Source organism: Desulfovibrio litoralis DSM 11393 (genome assembly GCF_900143255.1).
GTDB classification, from domain to species: domain Bacteria; phylum Desulfobacterota; class Desulfovibrionia; order Desulfovibrionales; family Desulfovibrionaceae; genus Frigididesulfovibrio_A; species Frigididesulfovibrio_A litoralis.
Genome location: NZ_FRDI01000005.1, coordinates 31743 through 51324, shown reverse-complemented (window position 1 = coordinate 51324; position 19582 = coordinate 31743). Strand labels below are relative to the sequence as shown.

Annotated in this window: 14 protein-coding genes and 1 tRNA gene; 12 read left to right on the top strand and 3 right to left on the bottom strand. The window is 37.7% G+C overall.

The features are described 5' to 3' along the window. The coding region (locus BT999_RS12515) for a hypothetical protein (RefSeq protein ID WP_178139326.1) at positions 1 to 710 on the bottom strand (710 nt) is incomplete at its 3' end. Positions 711 to 980: 270 nt separating this feature from the next. On the opposite strand from BT999_RS12515, the gene BT999_RS06675 reads away from it, so the two are divergent. The 10 genes from BT999_RS06675 (at position 981) to BT999_RS06630 (ending at position 10075) form a co-directional block, all read left to right on the top strand. Continuing rightward, positions 981 to 2678: a portal protein gene (locus BT999_RS06675; RefSeq protein WP_072697009.1), complete on the top strand. Its 1698-nt coding sequence runs from the start codon at positions 981 to 983 to the stop codon at positions 2676 to 2678. Then, a complete protein-coding gene (locus tag BT999_RS06670; RefSeq protein ID WP_072697008.1) occupies positions 2675 to 3211 on the top strand; it encodes a hypothetical protein in 537 nt (178 codons plus the stop codon). The genes BT999_RS06675 and BT999_RS06670 overlap by 4 nt, the downstream gene beginning before the upstream one ends. 241 nt (positions 3212 to 3452) lie before the next feature. Continuing rightward, positions 3453 to 4106 carry a hypothetical protein gene (locus BT999_RS06665; RefSeq protein ID WP_072697007.1) on the top strand — a complete coding sequence of 218 codons (654 nt, stop codon included), beginning with the start codon at positions 3453 to 3455 and terminating at the stop codon, positions 4104 to 4106. Between the two features lie 43 nt (positions 4107 to 4149). Continuing rightward, complete coding sequence (locus BT999_RS06660; RefSeq protein ID WP_072697006.1) at positions 4150 to 5061, top strand: major capsid protein; 912 nt, start codon at positions 4150 to 4152, stop codon at positions 5059 to 5061. A gap of 66 nt (positions 5062 to 5127) precedes the next feature. Next, the gene (locus BT999_RS06655; protein WP_072697005.1) at positions 5128 to 5526 is read left to right on the top strand and encodes a hypothetical protein; all 399 of its coding nucleotides are present in this window, start codon (positions 5128 to 5130) and stop codon (positions 5524 to 5526) included. Between the two features lie 125 nt (positions 5527 to 5651). Next, entirely contained in the window at positions 5652 to 6314 is a 663-nt protein-coding gene (locus BT999_RS06650; RefSeq protein ID WP_072697004.1) for a phage connector family protein, read from the top strand. Further along, positions 6315 to 8450, top strand: coding sequence for a phage tail protein (locus tag BT999_RS06645; RefSeq protein ID WP_072697003.1), 2136 nt, complete (start codon positions 6315 to 6317; stop codon positions 8448 to 8450). It abuts the gene before it with no gap. 22 nt (positions 8451 to 8472) lie between these two features. Continuing rightward, positions 8473 to 9108, top strand: coding sequence for a hypothetical protein (locus tag BT999_RS06640; RefSeq protein WP_143145508.1), 636 nt, complete (start codon positions 8473 to 8475; stop codon positions 9106 to 9108). Further along, complete coding sequence (locus BT999_RS06635; protein ID WP_072697001.1) at positions 9093 to 9632, top strand: virion core protein, T7 gp14 family; 540 nt, start codon at positions 9093 to 9095, stop codon at positions 9630 to 9632. The genes BT999_RS06640 and BT999_RS06635 overlap by 16 nt, the downstream gene beginning before the upstream one ends. Positions 9633 to 9697: 65 nt before the next feature. Continuing rightward, positions 9698 to 10075 (top strand): hypothetical protein, encoded by a 378-nt coding sequence (locus BT999_RS06630; protein WP_072697000.1) that lies wholly within the window; start codon positions 9698 to 9700, stop codon positions 10073 to 10075. Between the two features lie 145 nt (positions 10076 to 10220). On the opposite strand, the gene BT999_RS06625 is transcribed toward BT999_RS06630, so the two are convergent. Next, a tRNA-Pro gene (locus tag BT999_RS06625) sits at positions 10221 to 10297 on the bottom strand. A 386-nt stretch (positions 10298 to 10683) separates the two neighbouring features. Beyond that, positions 10684 to 12105, bottom strand: coding sequence for an alanine/glycine:cation symporter family protein (locus BT999_RS06620; RefSeq protein WP_218587507.1), 1422 nt, complete (start codon positions 12103 to 12105; stop codon positions 10684 to 10686). 381 nt (positions 12106 to 12486) lie between these two features. On the opposite strand from BT999_RS06620, the gene BT999_RS06615 reads away from it, so the two are divergent. Then, a complete protein-coding gene (locus BT999_RS06615) occupies positions 12487 to 19095 on the top strand; it encodes a type I secretion C-terminal target domain-containing protein (RefSeq protein ID WP_072696999.1) in 6609 nt (2202 codons plus the stop codon). A gap of 69 nt (positions 19096 to 19164) precedes the next feature. Continuing rightward, positions 19165 to 19533, top strand: coding sequence for a hypothetical protein (locus BT999_RS06610; protein ID WP_072696998.1), 369 nt, complete (start codon positions 19165 to 19167; stop codon positions 19531 to 19533). The last annotated feature ends 49 nt before the right edge of the window (positions 19534 to 19582 follow it).

Here is a 19582-nt window from a genome sequence, read left to right as displayed (position 1 = left end):
TGAGCATCAAAAACAGGCATACACTCAGGGTAAAACTCTCTGTATTCATAAATCACTCGTCTTTTGCGATTTGGAATACTAAATATATATTTTTTTGCCAACCATTTTGCCGGAACTTCTTTTCCATGCGTAATCCATACGGCACTAAACCAATCTTTTTCGCTTAAAACCGTATTTATCCGCTCTACTGACCAACCTTGAGACCGCTTTTGCGTATTTAATCTAAGGTCTGTGTTCTCTGGTCTTGAAGCAATGGCAAAACGCATACGTTCAAAAGCCGAAAACGCACCGTGTATAATATGAAAGTGTTTAAAAACCAACTCTTTGTCGTTTACATGAGGTATTGCGGTTGTCTTTGGGCTTTCATTCGTTGTTGTTGCAAGAGCTTTTTGTTTAGCGACAGTTTGTGCCGACACTTTACTTGGTGTTGTTTCAGGCTCGCTTAGAGTTACTGAATTTAATTTAGTGGTTTGCCCGTAAATAGAAAAACGCAAATAAAGCGAAGCCACAAACTCTGAATCGTGAATATAAACTGTTTTACGCCCGCTGTTTAATAAAAACATATTTTGCAAACGCACAGCATCAGTTGTCTGCACCGTGTTGTTGTTTGTGGGTTGATCTTTTACGCCAAGCTCAACCTGATCAACATTCTTCGCATTACACCCAACAAGCATAAGCAAAATTGCGGACAATAAAATATGTTTAAACATAAAAAGACCCTTTTTAAAAGTAATACCACACTGACAAGACAGGCTTGGAACATATCGATCGCCATCTTAAGAGCCGTCTTTGCCCTTTTTCCTCAAAAAGCCCATGTATAAAGCAATCACATTGAACGCATCTTTTATGCAGAACAATTTGGTGATTTTTATATTCTGAATACAGGATAAAGAAATCAAACAATTTCAGCAAGCAATAAATATGGAGGCAGAAATTAATTTTATCGGTTTAAAAACCATATAAAACAACAGGATAACAGTATGAAACAAACAACCCTAGAAAAAGCTAAAGCCAGAGTTAATTTATTAGAGCAACATCGCCAACCCATGAATGAGGTTTGGGGTGAGTTGGCAAAATATTTAGCTCCGGGACGTGGGGCAAAAAATTTGACCTCTCAATATGACACTCTAAAAAGCAACAGCAGTTCAAAAAATATTTTTGATGCAACGGCGATTCGAGCCGTACGCATTTTAGCCTCAGGCATGCAAAGTGGCTTAAGTAGCCCGGCTCGCCCTTGGTTTCGCCTACGCAGTTTCGCCAACGAAACTCATAACTCAGGCCCAATAAGACGTTGGCTTGATGAAGTTGAAAATCGTATATATGCCTCACTTGCCCGTTCTAATTTTTATTCTGCAATTCATAGTTTATATACGGAACTGGCGGTTTTTGGTTCTGCCAATCTTTATATGGAAGCTTGTCCTGAATATAATTTTCGTTTTGAATGTTTGAGTGCGGGGGAATACAGTTGGGGTATCGGTGAAAATGGACGTATTACAAGCGTCGCAAGACACATAAAAGTTCCACTTTCTGTTTTGGCTTCTCGCTTTGGAGTCTCTCGCCTTTCAAGCAACGCCCAAAAACTACTTTCTAAAGATGCAAGCCAAAGCATAGAACTTGTTCACTTAGTAGAACCAAGACATCAACGCAAACCAAACTTTATCGATCACGCAAACTTGCCCTATGCGTCTATTCTGTTTGAGGTTGATAACAGTGCCACTGAACTCTTGCATGAGGGAGGTTTTTCCGAGTTTCCACATTTATGTGCAAGGTGGGAAGTTATAAGCGGAGAAATTTATGGACGCTCACCGGGTCTTGATACCTTGCCGGATATTCGCATGTTGCAAGAAATGAATAAAAGCCAACTATTGGCGGTTCATAAAATGGTTAATCCGCCCATGCGTGTTCCACTGGGTTTTAAACAGCGTTTATCTTTAATTCCGGGAGCGGTTAATTTTGTAACCCCCGGACAAAGTGATGCTATCGCTCCTTTGTATCAAATTCACCCTAATTTAAACGCCCTTTCAAGTAAAATAGAAGACGTACGCCAATCAATCAAAGAAGGGTTATTTAACGATTTATTCCTGATGTTTGCTGGTGGAAAGCTCAATAATCTTACTGCGACTGAAGTTTTGGAACGTAGCAACGAAAAATTGCTTTTACTCGGACCTGTGGTGGAAAGGCATCAAAGCGAAATTTTATCGCCATTAATTACGCGGGCGTTTGGAATTTTACAAAGATCCGGAGCTTTACCGGAAATGCCAAAAGAACTGATTGATGTTCCGTTAAAGATTGAATTTGTTTCAAGCCTGGCTCAAGCCCAAAAAATTGGAACAGCCAACAGTATTCGGCGTTTAACCGCTGATGTGGCGAGCCTTGCCGGTCTTTCGCCTACTGTTTTGGAAAAGCTTAATTTTGAACAAGCTATTGACGAATTGGCAAATCTCGCCGGAGTTCCTGCAAGCATGGTCAATTCAAATGACGAATTAAAAAATATTCGCCAAAAACAACAAGAACAAAGCACCAAAGCTATTTTTGAAAAAGAACTCTCAGGTTTATTCAACAAAAAACTCACCCCATTTTTAGATAAAGTTTTAGATAATATGTTTAAAGAAATGAATAATTCAACAAATTCCGAATCTCAAAACAAAGACAAAGATAAAACCAGAGAAGTAAAATGAAACTAATAAAAAATACACTCAACATAAAAGAAAAAACAGACAAAGATAACAGAGACTTAACTCAAGAAAACCATAAAACAAGCCATGATACCTTAGATGCAAAGTTAAAGTCTTTACTGGACGAAGCACAAAATTGGAATCCTGCCAAACTTATGCCCACAAAAGGAACAACTCAAAACACGGGAATCTCTTCTTTGTTTTGGTCAAACCCCGAAGACGCAACAGAAAACAGTAAAACTCAACTGGAATTAATAAGATATTTAGAAGATTTACGCCTCGTTTTAAATATGCCAAACGGAGCGGGTGAAAGAGTTTTAAAGCGTTGGCTTGCTACGGCGTGGAACGGTTATCCGCTCAGTTTAACTCAACATACTTGCCCACAAAATTACACGGAAACAAATTCACAACTCGGGTTATTAAACTATTGTCTTGAACGTCGTGCTGAAATCAGTTTAGCAAACCCATTGGCTTTAGTGCGTTTAAACCTTTTAGAATCAAAAGAACTCAGTCAAGAATTTATGCGTTCTGAATAAAGAGATGAAAGCTAAAAAGTATTATTACTAAAAACATATTCATTAATTAATCATTAAAATACAGCTAAATACCTTTTTATTAAACCTCAAGCCCAAGCCCAACGTTAAAGCACTGCTTTAACATTAAGCACAAAATAAACTGCTTTAAAGTTAACTTTATAAGCAGGTCTAAGCATTCGCCCATAAACAATTGGTTAAGTATTAAAAATTAACCGGTTATACACTTAAAGGAGTTAAAAGAATGGAACAAAAACCATTAACGCAACAAACAGCTCAATCAACAGGCAGTATAGTTCCGCCCGTTGTTTTGACGAAAAATCAAGAGCCAAAAGCTCAAACCTCACAAGATGAAAGCCATACAAGCATGCTTTCATCAACTTTGATGCAAAATATTACAGACAACGAAGCACAACAAGAGGCAAAACGCAAACGTGATGAATATCAACTGCGTTTTAATAATGCTGACTGTTTAAATCAGGTGGATAAGGGAATTTTAGAAAGATATTGCGAGTTTTGTTTTAACAATGGTCTTTCCCCTGAGTTGGCTCAACAGGCTATTGATTTTTATTTAGCCGAACAAAAACTAGCCAATCGTGAGGGTGCTGATCACTGTGAAGCTATTTTACGTCAACTTTGGCAAGGCAATTTTCAAAGGCGTTTAAATCTTGCCAGGCATGCCGCTCATGTCATGGATAAACGCTTAGGCGGAAGACTTGCCGCTCTTTTAGCTGCCGGTCTTGGGAATAACCCCGTGTTTGCAGAACTTATGGCTTTAGTCGGCGAATCATTGTCTGAAGACAGTTTAGGATTAAATAACACAGGTTCAGATTTATTTCGCCCTATGTCAACAGAAGAGTTTTTACGCACAGAAGTATTTAATAATACAAATAAATAATCAACATTTAAAGTAACACTTTAACAAAAAAGAGGACATTTTCATGGGAGAAACTTTAAAAAATTTAGCGACCCGTTTTGCTCGCAAACAACCACAACAAGTAGATCAATTAACCGAAGAAGCCCCTATTTTGGGTGTTATTCCTTTTGAACCCGCAAGTCATGATCTTTGGAATATGTATGAAGATGTGGAAGATATTACGGGTGCTGGCTGGGTAGAAATGAACGCCCCTTTACCCGAACTTGAACTTTCCAGCACGTTGAAAAAGGTTGATTTAGCTATTTTAGGCGGAGAAATCGAATGTCCCGAAGATACTGCAAATTTATTTGGCGGAAAAGAAGCTTATTTTTCAAAAAAACTGCCAAAAATTATTCGCAAATCTGGCATGAGTGCGGAACAACGTATTATTTATGATAATTTCCGTGCTTTTGCCGTGCAAAACAAAAAAGCTTTTTCTGCCGGCGGTACAGGTCTTGGAAACTCTATATTGGCAGTACGCTTTGTTTCCGGTGAAACTTGCGGGCTATATGGTCCACAATGTTTTAATCAAGGAACTTTGTTAAATACCCAATCTTTAAATGGCGGAGATTTATATAAAAGTACGAATCCTGCCAGAAACGGTGTTTTGGTCTACGGCTTACGTTTAAAGTCTTATTTGGGCATACAAATTGGCAATAAAAATTCTGTTTCCGCTTTGGTAAACATAACTGCAAGCAGTATCCCAACCGCTACCATGATTGACGATATGTTAGCCGAAGTTAGAGCCACCCCGGGGTCAACTTATTTGTTTATGCATGAAAAAACAAGAAATATGCTCTGCAAATATAAAGCAGATTCCTTGCATATCAGCTCAGGAAGCAAAGATGTTGATCGTATGATTACACATTGGAACGGCATTGAAATCGTTACTTCTTACAACTTTTTGGATAATGCGGAAAAAGCCGTTACTCTATAAAACAAGATAACCATCTTAATTTTAATAAAAAACAAACCTTAAAGTAAAATATTAAAAGGAAAAAATATGTACGGACACACTTTACGAGTACATGATGAATATTTAGCAAAAAATCAAGCCGTTCCTAAAAACACAGAAAGCGTCGGAAATCAAGGTGTAAGTAAAAATGCGTCTGCCCTTGGCTCTGCCGAAATAATGATGAGTGCGGCTCAAAACGTTGTTTTAAACGCCAATAAAAGTATTTCAATACGCGTGGAAGACAGTGCTGATGGAATTAGTTTTACCGCATTACCAGTCAGCTTTAAACGCACTATGGGGGCAAGCAGCAGAACATGGAATATTGGTGAAGAAATAGCCAGACTTCCTATCCCCAGTGATGCACGCACTTATATTAAGGTTTTTATCAGCACAGATGACACAGCCGCAACCGGAAATGTTGACATTGCCTTTAACTATCTACCTTAATTTTAATACTATTATATAAAATAAGGTTAAGATTAAAGTTAATATTTAATAACGCTGAACTAAAAAACTAAAGTTATAAGCAGGTGAATAAACGCACCTGCTTATAACCAAAAGGTATCTTAATTATGTCTACCACACAAGAAACTTTACCCGCACTCGGATATGAAGCAGGAGTTGTTGAACTTTGCAATAAAGCCCTACGCTATCTTGGAGCCGGAGAAATCTCAGACTTAAAACAAGATTTGAGAGAAGCCGAACTTTGTTCCACTCATTATTTCGGAACAAAAAGCGAGTTACTTGAACTCTATCCTTGGTCTTTTGCCACAAAAATTCAAAATTTAGCTCTAATAGCCGAAAACAAAGATGCTCTTGATGAACGTCCCGAGAGCCTGAAATATGCCTATCAGCTCCCTGCTGATTGTTTAAAAATTAGATATGTCTTTGGAAATCCACTATATTTAATTTCAGGACGTTATTTATATAGTGATACACAGCCCTTAAAAATTGTATTTACAGCTAATATTGATAATACGACGTTGTTTTCAGCCCTGTTTACTGAAGCTCTCGCCAGGCGTTTAGCCGCCGCCTTGGCTGTTCCTTTAGTCAATAACTCACGCTTGGAGCAAATGATGCAACAGCGTTTTTTTGAATCGTTTGAACAAGCCAAGCTTGCCGATGCAATGGAAGACGGTTGCAAATTTGGGTTTGAACATAGCTTCGGAACCGCCTCAGACAACGCAGGCAACAACCAAGACCATCTTGATACATGGATTCATGCGAGGTCTTAAATGAGTAAATTTACTGTTTCTCAGACTAGCTTTAATGCCGGAGAACTTTCTCCTTATATGAGTGCCAGACTCGATCAAGCCAGACGCAGCTCAGGTTGTAAAAGCCTGAAAAACATGCTGATTACGCCTCATGGAGCTGTTTTTAGACGTTCGGGTTTTCGTTTTATGGGCGAAGCCCTTGATCATAACCCTATAGAAAAAAATTCAAACAATAATACACTTTCAAGTATTTATAACATAAAAGTTAGACTGATTCCTTTCGTTTTTAACGAAGACCAAGCCTATTTGTTAGAATTTAGTGCGGGAAAATTGCGTATTTGGCATAAAGATGCTTTATTAAAAAATCCGACAACAAACCAAGAAATTGTAATAACAACCCCGTTCACCGACAGTGTTTTACCATATTTACGTTGCTGTCAATCCGGAAATACGATGTATTTGGTTAACCCTAAAGTCGCCCCTCAAAAACTTTTAAGGCTCTCAGAGACTGATTGGCAACTATCAGGCATGACTTTTTCCGGTACAATTCCTATTCCGCAAAACGTAAAAATAGTTAAAGTTGGCTCCGGTAGCGTAAAGCATGCTTATGTTGTAACAGCCGTCAATATATATGGTGAGGAAAGTTTACCTTCTGTTGAAATTTCAGGATTATGTGCCTCCCCTTTAACAGCTACAGCCTATATGACCTTAACGTGGAACACAGTTGCGGAAGCTACAACTTATAATGTCTATAAACAAGGCGGAGGAGCTGGCGTTTATGGTTTAATCTCGTCGGGAATTGTTGGATTGTCTTTTTCTGATAAAGGGCAAAGTGTTAATTTTAACAGTAAACCACCTAGGTCAAGTATTTTATTTAACGCCCCTGATTCTTATCCCTCTTGTGTTCAGTTTTATCAACAACGCTTGTGCTTTGCCGCCAGCAATAAAGAGCCACAAACTATTTGGATGAGTAAAGCCGGAACAGCCGAAAACTTTAATATCTCAAACCCGCTTCGAGATGATGATGCAATTACCCTTACCTTAGCATCAGAAAAGGCAAATGCGATTCGCTGGCTTATGTCCGGGAAAAGATTGTTAGTCGGAACAGTTGATAGCGAATGGGCTGTTTCCGGACGCGGAGGAACGCCTATTTCTCCGATGTCGTGTGAAGCAGAACGCCAAAGTGCAAGAGGTTCATCAGAGCTTCAACCACAAACGGTTGGAGACTCTGTTCTCTTTGTACAAAGAGGTGGCAATCTCGTACGTGAGTTAAGATATAACTTGGAAATAGACGGTTATGCCGGAGCCGATATAACTATTTTGGCAGAACATTTATTTCGCAATCGAGTAATCACGGATTGGGCATTTCAACAACACCCCTATTCCGTTGTCTGGTGTATCTTAGACGATGGTTCGCTAGTCGGTTTGACTATTATCAGCGAACATCAAATCGCAGGTTGGCACACACACACAAGCCAAGGACGCTTTGAAGGTCTTTGTACTATTCCGGGAGTTAACGGAGATGAGCTGTGGGTTGTAATTATGCGAGAAATTAAAGATAAAACAACGGGAAACACAATACAACGCAGGTATATAGAAAAACTTGAAACCCCTTTTAATTCTAATCATAGCCAAACAGGCTTTTTTGTAGATAGCGGAATTACCTATTTGGGAGAAGCAACAGACAGCGTAAACGGATTAGAACATTTAGAAGGCTTAGAAGTCTCAATTTTGGCCGACGGTTGGGTTCACCCAAATGTAACAGTAACACAAGGTAAAGTAAGCTTAAAACACAAAGCTCAAAAAATTCATATAGGTTTAGGTTATAAAAGCGATTTGCAACTTATGCCGATAGAAGCCTCAAATTCTTCCGGAATTTGTTTAAATACACCAAAGCGAGCCGTTAAAGCCTTTGTAAGAATCTTGGATTCAGCAGGTTTTTTAATTGGAACCAATGAAGAAACTTTAAAAGAAATACAGCTCAGAAAAGTACAAAATCGCTTGGGAGTTACTCTTCCCTTATTTTCCGGCGATTGTTCCGCATATTTAAAATCTTCAGTCAACAACACAAGCAGTTTGTTGTTAAGACAGGAAGAACCTTTACCTTTTACTGTTTTGGCAACGTCGTTAGAAATAGAACTTGGTGTTGATACTTAATTTAACCATAACCACAAAAGATATGAACATACTCAATAAGATTTTGGATATAAATAACAAACTCAGCAAAAACGATACAAAGATCAGGTTTGCAGATAAAAATGACTTAAAAGAACTATTAAAAGAAGGGTTACGCCCCGAAGACAAAGATGAATTTAATATTATCGAAGAAAAATTTGGAAACAACTTAAATGCAGAAGATTCTTTAGTTCAAGTCTTTAATTCGAGCGAAACAGTATTTACTTATTGTTCCCCTAAAAAAATCTTTGCTCTTTTCGGAGTAAAACAAACAAATCAACAGATTACAGAACAAATATCTTCGGTAATCAACTTAAAAAACAATAAAACAGCAAGTCCGTGGCTTGTTGGAACAAAAGACTTCAGCAGAAAGAAACAAGATATTTTATATCTTGGACCCAAAATAATTGAGCTTTTTTTAAACGAGTTTGAAATATTGTTTAACCTTACTGCCTTTAATATTGATAATATTTCTGAAACACAAAAGTTGTTTATAAAAAACAGATTACTTTGGTTGGAAAAATGTGGCTTTGTTATTGGAAAAGCGTTTACGGAACGCTCAGCTCGCAACAACAAAAAATATATTTTTTACCCATTTATAACCATTAAAAAGGAGTTTAAAAAATGTGTACAGAACTAATGAATATTCCTTTTGGAATTTTACAAGGCTATGGAAATATTAAACAACATCAAATTCAAGACAGGCGTACAAAAGAGCTAAGATCGCTAGAGCTTGAACGTGAACTTTCTCAAGAAAGAGATCAACTTAAACAAATAACAGATAAAGCCACCGAAACGGAATATGAAGCCTCAAAACAAAAAGAAAATCTAAAACGAAACGCCAGTCGTCAAGAAGGTGCGGCTCGTTCCCTGCTCTCTGCTTCCGGTGTTGTGATGAATACGGGTTCAGCCAAAGATCTTTTGGCTGATAACGAAAATGAATTAACCAGAACTCTAGCAGATTTGGATTATGAAAATCAAAAAAAACAAAAAGAATATCAATATCAAGCCAATAAAGTTAGGGAACAAAGTAACTATTTCAAACAACGCTTTGATATAACAGCTCCAACAAGCACAGAACAAAACCTAAGCTTTATAAATACCTTGGCAACAAGTGCCAATTCGTTTTCAAAATCAATCGGTGGAATAAACAGCCTGCTTTAAATTGATTACAAGCTTAAATAAAAAGATAACGAGAACAAAGCCACATTATAAAAAGGTAAAGTATTATGACTATAAATGCTAATGAACAAATATTAAGCGAATATACAGGTAACGGAACGCAAAAAAAATTTCCCATACCTTTCAGTTATATCAACACAACCGACCTTAAAGTTTCAAAAATTGACGCTCAAGGTAAAAACACACTGCTAAGTTTTGGACTTGATTACAGCGTTTATCCCGAAAAAGGTTTAAATGGCGGAGAACTTACAACTGCTCTTGCACCAAGCTTAAACACAACGCTTAAAATTGAACTTGATCCGATTATAGAACAAGAAATGGATTTAAAGAATAACGGAATTTTAGATGCCGAAGCCTTGGAAACCGCTTTGGATAAATTAACTCTTATTTGTAAAACTTTAAAAGCTAAGTTAAGTAATTTATAAAGATAATGTTGTGATCATTTTAAAATAAAAAAACAAAAGCCCTCTCTTGCAAATAAGAAAGGGCTTTTATATTATTATAAAACACTCTTTAAAACAAAAAAAACAGCCAAACTATTAAGTCTGGCTGTTTACTTTTTTCTTGAAATGGTCGGGGCGACATGATTCGAACATGCGACCCCCTGCTCCCAAGGCAGGTGCGCTACCAAGCTGCGCTACACCCCGATCAAGAAATTTGTTTTTAATCAAAATTAAAATAATATGCAAGCAAAAAAATCACTTTTTTTTATATTTTGTCTAAACTTATACATAACACATTGTTTTTAAATAATAATATTTTTTCGGTCATATTTTTGATAATTGTTTATATCGACAGTAATAATAAGACAAACTACTTTAAACTATTGCTGTTTTCGTAACCACCCAATCACCCTATTGTTATCTATAATCCATTGTTGACAATAAATTTATACTCGAGTCTTTTCCATAAAGATAATTTTTTTTTTACAAAATGAGTTAAGAACTTAGCTATAATAAAAAAACGGGTAAAACCTTTTTAAAATTTTACCCGTTTTTGTTATAAGCTCATTTGCTATAAGCTTTCCTGACTATTATTCCGGTTCACCGTGCCAGAGGTCAGTATTGTTAAGTCCAATGTTTTTAGCCAGAAAAACAGGGTTCTTTCCTTCTTTTTTCTGTTTTTGATAATCTTGTAAAACCTTATAAGCCGTACTGCTTAAACATAAAATTGTAATAATATTGATAATTGTCATTATCCCCATAAGTACGTCTGCTAAATTCCAAGCTAAATCATAACTCGCCAAAGACCCTAAGAATACGGTTAAAACAGCGGTACTGCGAAAAATTACAAGCGAAGTTTGTTTTTTCTGAATAAAAAACATATTTGATTCAGTATAATAATAGTTTCCTATAATTGAGCTGAATGCAAAAAAGAATACAGAAATAGTAACAACCAAAATACCAATGTCGCCAAATTGAGAATATAAAGCTTTCTGCACTAAAGGCATTGCTTTTAAACCTGCGGTTTCCACGCCTGATAACAAAATAATAAATGCTGACGTGCTACAAATAATGATTGTATCAATAAAAACAGAAAGCATCTGAACAAGCCCCTGTTTTACGGGGTGAGAAACGTGAGCCGCCGCCGCCGCATTAGGTGCACTTCCCATTCCTGCTTCGTTTGAAAACAAGCCGCGCTTAATACCATACATAATAGCAGAACCACTAAATCCACCAAAGATAGCTTCAAAATCAAAAGCCTGAGAAAAAATCATCTGCAAGACGCTTGGAAATTCACTTATATTTTTTACAAAAACAACCAAACCAAGGCTTAAGTAAATAAAAGCCATTAAAGGAACTATTACGGAAGTTAAAAAAGCAATCTTCTTTTGACCGCCAAAAATAACATACGCAGTTAGAGCCGCTAAAATAGCACCAAGTCCGGCATGCGTATTTTGATCTTCACCAAAATAATATGATAAAGCCGAAACAATGGTGTTCGCTTGTAAGGTGTTAAAGCCATAAGCAAAACACGCAATAAGACAAACAGAAAATAATACGCCGAGCCAACGCATTCCTAAAGCTTTTTCAATATAATAAGCAGGACCACCACGAAAACCATTTCCATCAGGCACTTTATAAACCTGTGCCAAAGTACTTTCAACAAAAGCCGAAGCCGATCCGATTATGGCAATAAGCCACATCCAGAAAACAGCACCCGCCCCGCCCAAAGCAATCGCTGTGGCAACTCCGGCGATATTACCTATTCCAACACGAGAAGCCGTTGAAATCATTAACGCCTGAAAAGAGGAAACCGCATGTTCGTTAGTATTTTTTTCTTTAACAAGGCGTATTGCTTCTCCCAAATACCTCAACTGGACAAAACCACACAGCACAGAAAAATAAAGCCCCGCAGCTATCAATAAGGCAATTAATATATAGCTGTAAAAATAAGTATTTATAACATCTAGCCATTGATTCACATAATTACTGACTTCGACAAACAACTCCACAAGCTCCCCTCTCTTTTTTTATTGTTACAAAAAATAAGCGCCACAACCAAGCAACCGAAATAAAATACAATAAATTAATAAAAAAGTAAAATTAAACCCAACCCGATTAAAGAACAACAAATAAAAATTATAGACAACATTGATAAGCATTCCAGACGTTTATAAAATAAGCATAGTATAAATTATATTTAAGCTAAAAAAAACTATAAAAATGTTCTATAGACCGTTTATTTAAAAAAAATAAAAAACTTTCACCCAAAACACACTAATAATATTGACACCTTTAAAAAATATGTTAAATAAATAGTAACCATAACTACTAGGGACAGTTATGATTAGATTTAAAAAAAATCAACAATTATAGAATGATAGGAGAGAATCATGGCTACTACACAATTACGCAATCCAAAGGGACAAATCGTAAGTATTTCCGTTATACCAAATATGGAGTTGGCGTTCGGTTTTGAAACAGGAACAGCTCTTTATTCACACGAAGATAATAATCTTGTTATCAGCTTCGCTGATGGCGGACAAATCATATTGGAAAATTTTTACGTTCAACCAGCAGACGCTATGCCTAAATTCGTTGTCGAAGAAGGCACAGATATGCCGGCAGAACAATTTTTAGCTCAATTTAACGACGAAACTTTATTGCCTGCCGCCGGTCCTACTGCAAATGCACAGCCCGCAACAGGAGCTGACGGAAGTGGTCTTAACGCATATCTTGACAATGCCGGCAATTTAATAGATGGCGTTGATCGTTTAAACGGTCTTGGTAATGACCAATGGTCAAGAAATACAGAAGTCAGTGAAAGCACAATAGCTAATGTTAGTTATGACGATAGTGGTTCTGAACCAACTGGACCTGAACAAACTCCTTATGATGCTCGTGCTGTTATGTATACTCAAGACACCACAACTCCGGCAGGAATTTCATTTTTTGGAATAAAAGTAAACAGTCCTCAAGATATTGAGTGGAAAGACCCTGCTTTTAAAAATTATTTTGATATAAATATAGATGCCAACGGTTTGCTTACACTTACCTTAAATCAAGCAGGTCTTGATTATGTAGCGGCAAACGGCACAGAAAATATTTATGGTTACATTACTCTTAAAAACGACAAGGGTTCTTTTAACGTACAAGTTATTTTAAATCAAAACGATGACATTTCTTCAAAAGATCTTAACGCAGAAGATCCTTCCAAGAACGGTGGTTACTCTCTTGATAAAGGTGGTCTAAAACACGGCGAATGGCACCAAGGTCAAGAGTTTAAAAACGGCACTTTAGAATCAAGCGATAAAGATGACTATATCCGCTTTAATAATACTGTTTCTGGTAGCACAATCAATGCCGGTTCAGGTAAAGATTCTGTATATCTTGGTGGACTTGATGGGAAAAATACCGTTATAGCCGATGACGGACAAGTTACTGTAGAAAAAAATCTTACCACAGGTACAGCTTATGCCATTAAGACAGTTGGAGAAGAAAATAGTGTTTCTGCCAATAAAGCTAACGTAGATATTAAAGCCGGTGGTGATGCAGGATATGGTATGTATGCCAATGCTGGAAGTAACACCGTTAACACAGGACAAGGCGATATTGCTCTTACTGTAAGTTCAAAAGACTATAGTGTGGGCATGGAAGCTTCTAATGGTGGGGCAAACACTCTCCAAGCTAACAACGGCAATGTAAAGATTGATATAGACAGTCTCAATGGTACTGGCAGGGGTATTAACTCTGATACCAACGCTGATAGCCGAAACACTATTACTGCTAAAAATATTGATATTGACGTTGACGCTGAAAAGTATGCTTATGGCGTAACAGGACAAGCTACACTTAAGGCAGATGGAGATATCACCATTGATGCCAATGCTAACCAATTAGGTGCCGGTGGCGTAAATAACACAGGTGACAGCTTTATTGATGCCGGTGGCAAGATTGTTATTAACGCTAAAAATCAAGACGCACAAACTCAATTTATGAGTAATAATTCTTCCACATATGGTGTTTCTAGTGTCAACGGTACATTAGATATAAAATCAGGCTCAACAATAGATATTACGGCTAGCACCACAGGCGACGGTTCTGCGGCTAGTGGTATTATCCAAAATTATGGTGGTTCAACAACCATAAATGCCAAAGACGATATTACTATAAGTGCTACAAAAACCAGTGCTAACGTTAATGAAACAAAGGCTGCGGCAAGCGGTATATATACATATGGAAATTCAAATAAAAACTCTATTTCTATAACCAGCGAAACAGGCAATATAACTATTAATGCAAACGACAATGCTAAATTTACCACAGGTCTCGGCGGTAGTGGTAGAAACAGCGGTGCTAACGGCATTAATATGGTTATGGGGAATGTTGATGTAAACCTAAACGCAAAAGAAACTGCTTATATTAATGTAAACCAAGAAACAGCTACTCCCGGTTCTTATGCTTGGGGTGTTAATAACCAAAGTATAGGAGACTTTAATCTTAACGCAAAACAAGCAGATATTAATATTAAGGCTGAGTTGGGTGCAAAAGGCTTATTTGTTCAAAAAGAGGCGGCTACAAACACAGTTACGGCTGAAACAGTCAATATGAATATCAACGTCAATAACGGTACTGCTACCGCTATGGACTCTTATGTCTCCGGATCTAGCGAACTAGCCGGTAAAAATATAATAAATGCACGCAAGGATGATGGCACAGGTAAAGTTGATATTCAGTTAAACTCCAATAATGGTGAAGTTTCTGGTATGAACGCTGCTCGTAGTGGTCAAAATATCATTGACACTGATAACGTAATCCTAAATATGACTGGTAACACCGCTACTGGCTTGGGTGCGAGTGGTCTTGGTGCTAGCAATACTATCAAGGGTAATGATATTAGCATTAACACAACAGGTAAAACAGGTGTAGCAACCGGTATTGGAGCCTCAAGCGGTGGCATTAACACCATAACTGGTGATACTGGTACTACTGACAAGCTTATTATTAGCACTACTAGCGGCACTGGTGGTAACGCTACTGGTATGTGGGCTTCAGGTGCAAGTACAGGCACAAACCCAACCGCCTCTCGTAACACCATTAACGGAATTGAAAATGTTACAATCGAGGCTTCGGGTGGCAAAAGTGCTTATGGTATTAATGCGACAGAAGGTGGCGTAAACGAAATTCTTAACGCTAATGATGTTAAAATAAATGCAAAAGGCGGTACGAGTAATGCTTATGGTGTTAACTCAACCATCAGTGGTCAAAACATCATTGAATCAACAGGGAATGTAGATATATCTGCCAACCATACCCGTACTTTTGTCAATAGTTATGGCATGTATGCTCAAGATGCAGACAGTAAGAACAGTGTTAATGCAGATGGAAATGTTAAAATTAACGCAACAAGCACAGGTGGTAACGCCTTTGGTCTTTTCTCAACAGTTGGTGGTACAAACACAGTTACAGCTGATGGGAATGTAGATATTCATGCTAAAGCGAAAGAAACTGGCTCTGGCGTTCACGTAGTAGGTAAGGATAGCAAGGTCATTATAGATGCTGGCGGAGATGTTAAAATTAGCGGTAGTGCTAATTCTATCTCTTATGCTCGAGGCATTGCGGCAGAGAATAAGGGAGATATTTCCATCAGCGGTAAAAATGTAACCATTGAGGCTACAAACACTGGTACTGGTTATGCCATATCTGTTGGAGCAATCGGCGGAACAACGGATATCAATGCAGATGAGAAACTTATTATTAATGCCACCAGTACAAAAGGCACTAGTTTTGGAGTACAGGCTAAAGACAGTGGTCAAAATACCATAACCGCTACTGATGTAGAAATTAACGTTAAAGGTAGAGAAGAAAGCTCTGGTTTGTCTGCTTCTTATGGTACAAACATAATTGACAGCGAAAAGGTTAAGATTAATGTTGATCAAACTGCAACAGGTAATAAAGTCAATACTTCTATAATCTCTGGAATGGATATTTCGAGCAATTATCTTAACCCTGACTACAAAAACGAAATCAAGGCTAAAGATATTGAGATAAAAGTTAATAGCCATGACTATAATTATGCTGCTGTTGGTATGAATAATACGGGTGGTAAAAACGTTATTACCGGTACAGGTGAGACAGATAAACTTCTTCTTGAAGTAACCGGAAATTCTTCTACAGGTATGAGCCCTTCTGTTGGTATGAAGGCATCAGGTAAAGCAGCTATTAACACCATTGATGGCGTTGAAGATATTACTATTGATGTTAAAGACAAGAGTAAAGGTGGAGCTGCCGGTTTATACGCCAACACAACAGGTACAAACCAAATTCTTAACGCTGAAAAAGTTAATATTATGGTTGAGGCACAAGAAGGACATACTCGTGGTCTTCATAGCGTTATCAGCGGTAGTAGCAATATTGTTGCGGGTACTGATCAAGATACGGATAGACTTGACATTAACGTTAAGTTGCAAGCTGCAGGCTCTGCTTATGGTGTAGAAGCACAAGGTGGTACAAACACTATTCGTGATATTGAAACTGTTAACATTGATGTTGAGAGATCCCATACTGAAAACAACTTTATCGCTTCTGGTCTATATGCTTGGTCAAAAGGTAAAAATGAAATTATCAATGCTAAAAATGTTAATATTGATGTAGACACTAACGGTTTTGCGTATGGTCTATACGCTTCTGAGAGCGATAACACTATCAGTAACGTAGAAAATATAAATATTAATACTACTAGCGGAAAAAATACGGCAACTGGCATGCATACAACAGCCGGTGGCAAAAACACTATTACAGGTAGTGCTAAAGATACTGATAAGATTGCAATTATCACTGAAGGTAATAGTACAGGTACAAACGTTGTTTCTGGTATGTATGCAACTAATACAGGTTCTACATTAATGTCATCTACTAACACCATTAGTGGTATTGAAGATGTAAAAATAAAAACAACCAACAATAATACCGGTGATACTTATGGTATTTACTCTTCTGCCGGTGGTAAAAACACTATTGAAGACGCCGTCCTTACAGATGTCAAAGCATATGGCAAGGGTACAACTAGGGGCGTTCATTCTGATAATAAGGGTAAAACTGAAATTATTTCCGATAATATTAACGTATTAGCTCAAAATACAGGAGCAGGCTTAGCTGTAGGTGTTTCTGCAAAAGATGCTCAAACTATCTTAACGGCTACTGGTGGAACTATCAATGTAGAAGCCAATGCTAATTCTAATGCTAATATTGCTTACGGTTTGGCAACAAATACTGATGGTCAAAACATCTTGACTGCCAAAGACGTTAACATAGATGCTACCAACACAAATGGTGGTGCTTATGGTCTAAGCGGATCAGGAACTAATGGAATCAATACTATTAACGCTACAGGTAATGTAGATATTGACGCTAAAGGTACAGGCGTAACTTATGGAGCGTCAGCTTATAGTAATGGCGGTAAAAACGTAATTACAGCTGATAGCGTTAATATTTCTGCGGAAAGCAGTAGTAATAACGCTTATGGTTTGCATGCTGTCTATGGCACAAACACCATTCAAGCACATGAAAACGCTACTACAGGTATAGAAGTTCGCATTACCGTTACTGCCGGAGCAGGGAAAGAAGCTCTAGCGATGTATGCAGGTGGAACTGCTGCTATCAACAAAATCACTGGTACAGAACATAGTGACTATGTGAATATCAAAGGTAACATTTACGCTGAAAACGGAGGTAAAAATATCATTAGCACTGGTGCTGGTGATGATACTGTTGTACTTGATGGTAAAGTATATTCTTCTGGTACGGGTTCTCCTACTGGCTTAACACTAGAAATGGGTGATGGGTACGACATTCTAACCCTTAAGGCAACAAGCTTCAACGACTTTGAAACTAAGTTCAGTGCATGGTTATTACAAATGGCGGCTAATCCTAAGTTTGGTGTTGAATCTATCGAAGTTACCAACTGGAGCAACTGGTCCCAGGCAGATCAAGCAAGCTTATTGGACTTCTTCAGTAGCAACTCTCAATTTGCAGGCATTGATGTTCCGAAGACCGTAACTGATGATTTTGTTGCAGGAACCGTTGACCACACTAACCCTACATTTATTGACAGACAATCAAGCTTTGATGGAATTAAAGACGGAGCTGATAGCGTTCATAACTTTAACTCTGATAAGAACGATACAATTCGTGTAGACGGAGATGTTAGCCATACAGATTTAACCTTTGCAGACGCAGGGCACGACAGCTTAAATATAAGCGGTGCGTTACATGATTCATCAGTAAACACTGACGTTTCCTACAACGGCACTCTTAATCTTGAAGCCGGAAGTTTAGATAACAGCAACCTTGACTTGCTTGGTGGAATAAACAACATCAATATTCATGGTGAAATAGACAACTTCTCTTCTGTAACTCTTGGTAGCGGAAACGATACCCTTAATGTTCAAGGAGACTTCACCGGAACTATTAATATGGGTGCCGGAGATGACACTGTTATGTTACACGGAAACGCAGATGGCGGAACTGTTCATGGCGGAGACGGAAATGACACCATTATCGGTGATGCCGGAAACAACACACTTTATGGTGATGCCGGAAACGACATCTTAAACGGTGGCGACGGAAACGACGTTCTTTACGGAGGATTCGGTGCTGATACCTTTGTTTGGGAAGGTCCACACCTTGGCGGAACAGATACTATCATGGATTTTAATATCGCTGGTGGTGATAAGATTGAACTAGAACATTTGTTCTCTGACACCTCAGACCTAAGTCAACTTTTACATGATCATCGTCTTGACCTTAAGGTTAATCAAGGTAATAACTCTGCTTTAGAACTGACTATTAAGTCTTCTGGTGGTGAAACTGAACAAACTATTATTATTCACGGTTCTACACAAGACGGTTCAAGCCTTGGCGTAGCTTATGCTGATATTGGTAGCGACCAAACTGAACAGTTGGCTCTTTTACAACAAATTATTATCTTGCAAAACCAGTAAACAATAAACAATAAACTAAGCCCCGATCTGTAATGGTCGGGGCTTTACTATTTATAAAAGAATAAAAAAATGAATAACAAGTGCCTAATCATATTGCTGGTAATGCTTCTTGTTCCGATAACTAACACATTTAGTTGGACTAAAGTAAACGCTCAAATGGTTCAAGCTGATAATATACACATACAAGCCAAAATACTTTCTTATATCTCAGAACACAACGGCGAAGAATTTGATTACGCCTTTGTTTCAAAACATTTTAACCTATCAAAAAAGCAAATTTACAAAATTTTATTGAATTTAGAAAATGAGAAAAAAATTGTCGCTAAACAACATCGCCTGCGTAAACCTATACTTCTTTTCAACAATGATTACGAAAATTATTACTGGAAAGTATATATCCGTTCAGAAGCACATCCACGTTCGGAACTGGGCAATTAAACAATTTTTATTATTAATACTTTTTTACAACAGTAAAGCAAAGACCGTA